Raw genomic sequence first — 8,251 nt, 5'->3', positions numbered from 1 at the left:
GCCATCAGCAGCGAATAGCCGAACGATGTCGCGATCGAGAGGCCCTGCTTGACGAAGAACACGGGCAGCCAGGTCACGAAGCCGTAGAGCAGGGTGTTGATCGTGATCAGGCAGACCGCGCCGACGATCATCCGCGACAGCAAGGGAGCCGTGAACAGCGTGCCGAGATCGGCAGATGCCGGGACCGGCGTTGTGGCCGCGGGAGGGGGCAGGGGCTGCCCCTGCGCGGCTTCCTTCTCGATGGTCTGCATCAGCGCTTCCGCTTCCGCGGTGCGCCCCACCGCTTCCAGCCAGCGCGGCGATTCCGGCAGCGACTTGCGCATGTACCACACCACGAGCGCGCCGACGCCGCCGAGCACGAACATGGAGCGCCAGCCGAATTGCGGCACGAGCACGGATGCGACCAGCAGCGCGACCGGCAGGCCGGTGACGACGCACACGGTGGTGAAGCCGAGCCATTTGCCGCGGGTGCGCGCGGGCACGAATTCCGTCATCGTCGAATAGCCGACGACGTTCTCCGCCCCGAGCCCAACGCCCATCACGAAGCGGCAGGCGATCAGGAAGGCCATGTTCGGCGAGAACGCCGCGGCAAGGGAGGCAACGCCGAAAAGCAGCAAATTGAATTGATAGGTGAAGCGGCGTCCGTAGCGGTCGCCGAGGAAACCGGTGCCGAACGATCCCAGCATCATGCCGACGAAGGTCGCGGAGATGAAGACCGCGTTCTGGGCGAGGGTCGAAAAGCCGCTCTTCAGCGTGACGCTGAGCACGGTCCCGGCGATATAGATGTCGAAACCGTCGAAAAACATCCCGATGCCGATCAGCAGCATGATGCGGCGGTGGAATGGCCCGACCGGCAGCCGATCCAGACGGCCGCCTGCGTTCACCGATGTCGACATATACGCGCTCCCTTGACTGTTGTTCTGGTTGATGCGGCCCGCCTTCTCTGGGCGGTCGGTCGCCTGCTGTTCTGCTAGTTCAGCCGCTTTTGGTTGGCCGTGTCGCGATACCAGTCGAACGGCTGCTCGTGAGTCGCGACCATCACGCTCTTGGTGTTGAAGTGGTCGTTGAAGCTTTCGGTGCCGCATTCGCGGCCTATGCCGGAATCGTCGACCCCGCCCCAGGGCGAGGCCGGGTCGAGACGGTGATGATCGTTGATCCAGACGATGCCGGCCTTGACCGAGGCGGCGACACGGTGCGCGCGGGCGACGTCGCGGGTGCGGATCGCAGCAGCCAGGCCGAACGGCGAGTCGTTGGCAAGCCGCAGCGCATCGGCCTCGTCCTTGAACGGCGTCACCGAGGTGAAGGGACCAAACACCTCCTCCTGGAAGATGCGCATGTCGGCTTTCACGTCGGCGAACACCGTCGGCTCGACGAAATAGCCGTTGTCGTGACCCGGCACCTTGGCGGCGACACCGCCGGTGACGAGACGCGCGCCGTCCGCGTGACCATAGCCCGCGTAGGTGAGGACACGGTCGCGCTGCTTGGCCGAGATCACGGGACCCATTTGAGTGCTTGCATCGAAGGGATCGCCGACGCGGATCGTGCGGGTCTTGGCCTGCAGCTTCTCGACGAATTCGTCATAGATCGTGGCCTGGACGATGTGGCGCGAGGCGCAGACGCAGGTCTGTCCGGCGCCGATGAATGCACCGAACGCGGCGTAGTTGACGGCGCGGTCGACGTCGAAATCGTCGAACACCATCACCGGCGTCTTGCCGCCGAGCTCCATGGTCTGATGCGCGAAGACTTTTGCGGCCGCGCTGCCGGCGATGCGGCCTGCCTCGGTGCCGCCGGTCAGCACCAGCTTGTTGATGTCGCCATGCTCGGCCAGCATCTTGCCGGCGCTCTGGCCGAGGCCCAGCACGATGTTGAAGACACCCGGCGGCAGGCCCGCTTCGGTGAAGATCTGCGCGAGCTTCAGTGTCGTCAACGGCGTGTATTCGGACGGCTTGACCACGGTGACGCATCCGGTCGCCAGCACCACGGCGAGCGACTTGCACAGGATCATCAGCGGATGGTTGAACGGGGTGCAATTGGCGACGATGCCGATCGGGGTACGAAGCGTGTAGTTCAGGTACGCACCTTCGACGGGGATGACGGAGTCGCGGCGCGCCAGCGCGACGCCGGCAAAGTAGCGGAAGAAATCGGGAAGGCGGGAGAGCTGGGCGCGGGTCTCGTTGACCGGGCGGCCGTTGTTGAGGGTCTCCAGCCGGTACAGGCTGTCGAGATTGGCCTCGAACGCATCGGCGAGCCTGTTGACCAGCCTGGCCCGCGCACGCGTGTCCATGCCGCCCCAGGCCTTGCCTTCGAACGCGGCGCGCGCGCTCTTCATGGCGCGGTCGATGTCTTCTGCGGTCGAGTTGGGAATGCGGGCAATCACGTCGCCGGTCGCGGGATTGCGGACATCGAGCATCGCGCCGCCTCCGGCCTCGACTTCACGCCCATCGATGAAATTGCCGCGGATTTCGACGTCGATCGACGCCGGTTTTGAGGGAATATTCATGACGACCTCTCTTCGACGATGACGGCGTTACGTTTGAGCGCCGGCAGAACGCGTTTTTCGGTGGCTCCGATATGGGCCTTGATGATGCGCGCGGCGGTTCGCGTCTCGCGGCTCTGCATGGCGTCGATCAGGGCGACGTGCTCGGCAACGAGCTTCGCCGGATCGTGGCCCTTCAGGTTGGATATGCTGACGCGAACCAGCCGGTCGGCCTGGCCGATCAGGTCGCACAGCGCCGTTGCCATGCGGCGATTGCCGGAGGCATGAGCCAGGGCGGTGTGGAAGCCGCGATTGTAGGTGATGAAGTCTTCGTGGTTGCCCGAGAAACGGCGGAATTGGTCGAGCGATTTCAGCACGCTGTCGGGCGCGCTCTCGATCGCCTCCGCCACGCAGGCCGGCTCCAGCGCAAGGCGGAAGCGCAGGAGGTCGCGGGCATCCGACAGCGAGATCGGCGTGACTCGATAGCCCTGGCGCGGCTGCACCGTCACGAGGTGCTCGCGTTGCAGCCGTAGCAGCGCATCCCGGACCGGCTGGCGGCTGACTTCATAGCGCTCGGCCAGGTCCTGCTCGCGCATTTCATCGCCCGGCGCGAAGCGACAGCCTAAAATATCAGACCTGAGACGATCATAGATATTCTCGCGCAAAAGCATGATTTTGTAGATCTCCTTGGCACGAATATCTCAGTCGTGATATTTTACGTCAAGAGCCAAATGCTTGAATTCCCTGACAGTTGATTTATCAATCAGGGCCTCCAAGCGGGGCCTCGAAGCCACGCGAGCGGCCGACGAAGTGAAGGAAAGACCGGACATGGACAGGCTTTTTGCCAACGGGACCGTCAACGCCGCGCAATCGGGCGAGGGGCCGCCGCTGTTTCTCTTTCACTCGCTGTTGTCGGATCGTGCGAGCTTCGACGCGATCGTGCCTGAGCTCGAGGGATCGTTTCGAACCATCGTGCCGGAGCTGCCGGGGTTCGGCCGCTCACGCGCTGTGGAGGGCGGTCTTGCCGCGGTCGCGGACCGGATGGCCGAGGCTGTATGCGATGCTGCAGGCGGCGCACCGGCGATCGTGCTCGGCAATGGCTACGGCGGGTTCGTCGCGCTCCAGATGGCGATCCGGCATCCGGAGATCGCCGGCAAGCTCATTCTCGCCGATAGCGGCGCCGCTTTCTCGGAGCCCGGCCGCGAGGCGTTTCGCAACATGGCGAAGGTATCCCGGGAAAAGGGGCTGGGGGCCATCACTGACGTCGCGATGCGTCGCCTGTTTGCGCCCGAGTTCCAGGAGCAGCATCCCGAGTTGATGCGGGGGCGTCGTGAAGCCTTTCTGCGGACCGATCCCGACGTGTTTCGCGCCGCGTGCGACGCGTTGGCCGGCCTCGATCTCCGCGCCGAGCTCGCCGGAGTGAAAATCCCGGTTCTCGTCCTGGTCGGCGAACACGACGAAGCGACGCCTCCGCCGATGTCGCATGAATTGGCCGCGAAGTTACCGCGAGTCGAATTCAAGGTCATTCCGGGTTGCGCGCACGTGCCACAGCTTCAATCGCCGCAGCGGTTTCTCGCAGCCATGAAGCAATTCCTGCACTGATTTTCGGGGTGCGATCCGATCCACAAGGCCGCGGTGGTCGCGGTGGAGGCGCGATCGGAAACAGGGTAGATCTCGCTGGTTCAAGAGCGAATGCGCTCACAGGCCTGCTGGACAAGCGAAAACGATGTTCGCCCTGACATTTCTTGGGACTTCGGCAAGCGTCCCTTCCGCGGAGCGCAATCATCCTGCTCTCCTGGTGGAAGCTGCGGGCAAGCGGCTCCTGATTGATTGCGGTGAGGGGACCCAGCGCCAATTGCTGCGGAGCGGTGCCGGCTTTCGGCGTCTTGATCGCATCCTGCTGACGCATGGTCATTTCGATCACGTGCTCGGCATCCCCGGTCTCTTTTCAACATTGGGGCTGCGGCAGAACTCCGATGTGATGACCATCCATGCCGGGCCAGGCACGCTCGACGTCGTCGCCCGCATGCTCGCCGGCCTGTGGGGCGCGGGCAGGGCGCCAATCCCGGTGGAATTTGTACCGCTGACCGAAGGGCAGGTCATCGATGCCGGCGAATTCAAGATCGACTGCTTTCCGGTCCGCCATCGGGATACGGACAGCTTTGGCTTCTCCTTCCAAAGTCACGCACGCCGCCATCTTCAGCCCGATCGCCTCGCGGCGCTCGGCGTACCGGACGGTCCCACGCGCGGAGAATTGGCGGAAGGAAGACCGGTCGTGATCGCTGGCGGAAGGACGATCGATCCGGAGGATGTATTGGGACTGCCAAGCGGCGGCAAGAAGCTCGTGGTGATCGGCGACACCGAGACGACCGAGGGCCTTTCCAAATACGTGGCTGACGCCGACGTACTGGTGATCGAGGCGACGTTCCTCGATCGCGACGCCTCGACCGCTCGGGATTACGGCCACCTCACCGCGGCAGAAGCGGCTTCGTTTGCGGCCGCCAACAACGTCGGGCAACTCGTGCTCACCCACCTGTCGGGACGCTATCGGGACGAAGAGATACTGGCCGAAGCGGCACAAGCGTTTCCGAACAGTCGGATCGCCGCCGACTTTGATCACATCGTCGTCTAGTCGTCGCGCCTCTTCCTGGCGAGGTCCTCATCGACTATCGCGACACGCCTGACTGGGATGTCGCGCTGATGAAGCCGGCGGATGGCCAAGGTGCCAGTCATAGCCTCGAACTCGGCGGTCCCGGCACCTATGACCGATCGCTACGCTCATATCGGCTGTTGGAAAGTGCAAGTCACGCCGGCCGAACCGTCCGGATCCTGCCTTGGCTCTGCGCGTGACACGATGACGGTGCGCTCGGGATTCGCGAAACTCTCGCGCATCTCGATCATGAGTGCGTTGTCCGCGAGCGTCATCAAGCGCCCTGACCCGACCGGTCCGTCGGCGGCCCGCGCCAGGCAGTACCTGAAATCCACGGGATCATATTCCGGAAGCGGAAATAAGTCGCCGCTCTTCGGGTCTGTCGGCCGCTCCATCACCCATTCCACTGATGATCCAAGCGGTTCGATGTCACCGGGCGGCTGTCGGACAAGAAACGAGCGGAACTCGCCGGTGCTCTGGTTCTTGATGAAATACAGAACGTCTCCGCTGACCTGAACCGCGAGACCGGCGAGAATTTTATTGCCTTTGTTGATTGGGAGGTTGTCGATCAACGTTATCGCTTGTGGCTTCGGCGGCGCCGGCGACTTCGTGGTCGCCTCATCCGACGGAGTGTTATGCCACCAATCCCACCACGCAAAGTGTTTGGGCGCGCGATTGGGCCAGTGGCCGGTACCGATTTGAGGCAGGGAGATATTCGGTAGCGTGCCGTTGCGGCCGTCGAGGCCCACCCACAACAACGATTTTGGATCATCCGCGTGCGTGTCCAAGGCCGACGCGGATGGCGGACGCACGTCCGGCACGTTCCATCCGGCCGCCGCGAAGACGAACCGCTGTGGCCAGGGCGTAGAAATGAGCGCTCCCGACCAATTCAGCATCGATTGAAGCGCGCCCCCCGCTGACGGGGGGTCGATGTCGTCGAACGTCGGCTGCTTTGCCGAAAATGGCTGCGAAACGAGCTCTGTCCAGAACGCGAACAGTTCCGGCTCGGTGATGACATCCGGCTTTTGCGGAATGCCGTAGCGATCGAGCACGGCAGGGGACGCGTCGAGCAGATTGAAGTCGATGGGCACGACTTCGTACAAGCCGCAGCGATCATTCTCCAGCATTTTTCCCTCCTGCGGAGCTGCTGGGGTTCTTGCCTTCGACGAACAGGCCGGTGTCAGCCCACTCGAGCTTGGCTTTGTCTATGAGCGTTGCGAACTTCGGCAGGTATTTCCTGTCCAGGAGAATCTTGTCGGTGATTGCCGCTGCGAGTTTCAATCCCGCCTTGGAATCCGACTCATAGTGAAGGCCGGCGATTTCGCGATTCCGCGAAATTCTGTCGGCAAGGGCGACAAGCGTCTGTCCGATCGTGGTTCTCCCGGAGGCGCCCGGGGCAGGAGCGGGAATACCGAGTGTTTGCGGCATGACTTCGGTGAGAAGCGCCGCAAAGACGTGAGATTGGGTGGCGTGACCGCTAGGGAATGACGCGTGCCCGCCGTGCTGGATCGGCGACATGAATCCGGGGACCACCTGGGTGGGGCGCGGGCGATTGAAATGGGCCTTGTAGTGCATCGCGATCAGCGCTGTGAGTGCGTCGGCCACGATCAGCATGCGCGATGTCGCCGGGTGCGTCGTCGCCGTCGCGGACACGAGGTGCAGGAACTTGCTGATGAACTCGTCAGCCTCCGACACGATGTCGTCGAGGGCAGCAGCGCGCTCATTGACGGCCATGAGTCTCAACTTGGCAATGTCGTCCTCAAGAAACGCGTCCCATGGGGTCGGACCGGCACCGAGCAGTGCAAATCCGCCGAGTCGCTCGAGCCAATCTGCCTGACTGGCGAGATCGGACATCACGACCCACGCGTACCACCGGGTCGACCAGAGCCTCATGCCAAAGCCAGTGGCATTGTACCTGGCGCCCTTGATGTCACGTTCGCTCACGAACGGGCGATCGACGCGATCGCTGAACATGGCGCCGCCCCCAGATCCGCCAGTACCGCCGTATCCTCCGTAGCCGCCATAGCCCCCGTATCCGCCATAGCCGCCATATCCGCCGTAACCACCATATCCGCCTGCCATGTGTGCCTCCTCTGTTAAGAATTATTGGTGCCGCTCTGGTTGCTTCCGTGCCGTAGCGTCGACGCCAGCCGCGACAGCGCTGCTTCGATGCGCGCCAGGGTCGGCTTCGGCCAGGGCGACGTCGCGATCCATTTCAGGTCGAGCTCGCCTGCCGTCATGAGTGGCCGGGCAAAAGTCTGCGCATCGTCGAGCCGTCCGCTCTCCACGAGGGCGGCAACGAGAACGCGCAGGTTCACCTGATTGCTGGGCAGAAGCGTCGCGACCCGCGTCGCGTGTTCGACGGCAGGGTCGAGATCCTTCATGGCAAAATGTGCCTGGGCCGAAATCATCTCCGCGAACCACGCGTGCCTGTCTCGCGGCGACAGGCGTAGATTGACGCCCGCATCGGAGAGTGCGTCCTGGTAGCGTTCGCAGCGAACATGCACGGCGGCCCGGTACGCGAATGCGAGCGCCAGGTTCGGGGTGAGCTCGATTGCACGATCAAGCTGTTTGAGTGCGCCGATATGATCGTGCTTGCACTGCGACAGCGTGTAGCCGCCGACGGCATTGGCGAGCGGGTCGGCCGAGTTGCGCTCCAGCGCTCGTTCGGCAAGCGCCCGCGCGGTGTCGCGCTCGTTCAATGCATTCGCAGACCATCCGCGCGCGACGCGCTGCATGTGCCAGATGGCGCTGTAGGACAGGGGCGGCGCCCAATTGGGGCTGAGGACATGCGCCCGCTCGAAATTGGTTCGCGCCGTCACGAATGTCGTGTAGTCCGGACTGAACATCTGATCGTAGCCCACCAGTGCCAATTGATAGGCGTCGAGATCGTCTGGTCTCTTTTGCATTGCGCGATGAAGCTCCCGGTCGCGGACTTGGGGCGCCAGCGAGCGTATGACTTCGACAGCGATGCGGTCCTGCAGGTCAAAGACGTCGGCTGCGGTTCCACTGAGACGGTCGGCGCGGACAACTTCGACCGTTTCGGCGGCAACGAGTTCGGTCGAGATCCGGATCATGTCGCCGGCGCGCTGAATGCTTCCATGAAGCAGATATTGCGCATTGAG

General features: G+C 63.4%; 8 protein-coding genes and 1 pseudogene. 3 read left to right on the top strand and 6 right to left on the bottom strand.

Features of this window, described 5'->3' with window-relative positions:
* From ACXJL8_RS26625 to ACXJL8_RS26615, 3 genes are all read right to left on the bottom strand, one after another.
* Positions 1-896: MFS transporter (locus tag ACXJL8_RS26625; protein WP_456685873.1), on the bottom strand; the 896-nt coding region annotated here is incomplete at its 3' end.
* A 74-nt stretch (positions 897-970) separates the two neighbouring features.
* Positions 971-2,500, bottom strand: a complete 1,530-nt coding sequence (locus ACXJL8_RS26620; RefSeq protein WP_456685872.1) for an aldehyde dehydrogenase — start codon at positions 2,498-2,500, stop codon at positions 971-973.
* Complete coding sequence (locus ACXJL8_RS26615) at positions 2,497-3,147, bottom strand: GntR family transcriptional regulator (protein ID WP_456618755.1); 651 nt, start codon at positions 3,145-3,147, stop codon at positions 2,497-2,499. Before ACXJL8_RS26615 ends, ACXJL8_RS26620 begins: the two co-directional genes overlap by 4 nt.
* Positions 3,148-3,304: 157 nt before the next feature.
* Here ACXJL8_RS26615 and ACXJL8_RS26610 point away from each other — a divergent pair, with 157 nt between their 5' ends.
* From ACXJL8_RS26610 to ACXJL8_RS26600, 3 genes and pseudogenes are all read left to right on the top strand, one after another.
* Positions 3,305-4,078, top strand: coding sequence for an alpha/beta fold hydrolase (locus ACXJL8_RS26610; protein WP_456685874.1), 774 nt, complete (start codon positions 3,305-3,307; stop codon positions 4,076-4,078).
* A gap of 124 nt (positions 4,079-4,202) precedes the next feature.
* Positions 4,203-5,108, top strand: a complete 906-nt coding sequence (gene rnz / locus ACXJL8_RS26605) for a ribonuclease Z (protein WP_456618754.1) — start codon at positions 4,203-4,205, stop codon at positions 5,106-5,108.
* A gap of 11 nt (positions 5,109-5,119) precedes the next feature.
* A pseudogene (locus ACXJL8_RS26600) lies at positions 5,120-5,257 on the top strand (NAD(P)-dependent alcohol dehydrogenase); the annotation flags it as partial.
* Here ACXJL8_RS26600 and ACXJL8_RS26595 read toward each other — a convergent pair.
* From ACXJL8_RS26595 to ACXJL8_RS26585, 3 genes are all read right to left on the bottom strand, one after another.
* On the bottom strand, positions 5,255-6,022 hold the full coding sequence (locus ACXJL8_RS26595) for a G1 family glutamic endopeptidase (RefSeq protein WP_456618812.1): 768 nt from the start codon (positions 6,020-6,022) through the stop codon (positions 5,255-5,257). The pseudogene ACXJL8_RS26600 and the gene ACXJL8_RS26595 sit on opposite strands and share 3 nt — an antisense overlap.
* Positions 6,023-6,239: 217 nt before the next feature.
* A complete protein-coding gene (locus tag ACXJL8_RS26590; protein ID WP_456618753.1) occupies positions 6,240-7,208 on the bottom strand; it encodes a phosphatase PAP2 family protein in 969 nt (322 codons plus the stop codon).
* Positions 7,209-7,222: 14 nt separating this feature from the next.
* The gene (locus tag ACXJL8_RS26585) at positions 7,223-8,203 is read right to left on the bottom strand and encodes a hypothetical protein (RefSeq protein ID WP_456685871.1); all 981 of its coding nucleotides are present in this window, start codon (positions 8,201-8,203) and stop codon (positions 7,223-7,225) included.
* Positions 8,204-8,251: the final 48 nt, after the last annotated feature.

The organism is Bradyrhizobium sp. P5_C11_2, from assembly GCF_054049755.1.
This window is presented reverse-complemented; position numbering and strand designations above follow the sequence as displayed.

Bases quoted from the DNA above. Each gene is read 5' to 3' on its own strand.
- ACXJL8_RS26610 (WP_456685874.1), top strand. From the start codon at position 3,305: ATGGACAGGCTTTTTGCCAACGGGACCGTCAACGCCGCGCAATCGGGC.
- ACXJL8_RS26585 (WP_456685871.1), bottom strand. From the start codon at position 8,203: ATGATCCGGATCTCGACCGAACTCGTTGCCGCCGAAACGGTCGAAGTT.
- ACXJL8_RS26620 (WP_456685872.1), bottom strand. From the start codon at position 2,500: ATGAATATTCCCTCAAAACCGGCGTCGATCGACGTCGAAATCCGCGGC.
- rnz (WP_456618754.1), top strand. From the start codon at position 4,203: ATGTTCGCCCTGACATTTCTTGGGACTTCGGCAAGCGTCCCTTCCGCG.
- ACXJL8_RS26590 (WP_456618753.1), bottom strand. From the start codon at position 7,208: ATGGCAGGCGGATATGGTGGTTACGGCGGATATGGCGGCTATGGCGGA.
- ACXJL8_RS26595 (WP_456618812.1), bottom strand. From the start codon at position 6,022: ATGCTGAATTGGTCGGGAGCGCTCATTTCTACGCCCTGGCCACAGCGG.
- ACXJL8_RS26615 (WP_456618755.1), bottom strand. From the start codon at position 3,147: ATGCTTTTGCGCGAGAATATCTATGATCGTCTCAGGTCTGATATTTTA.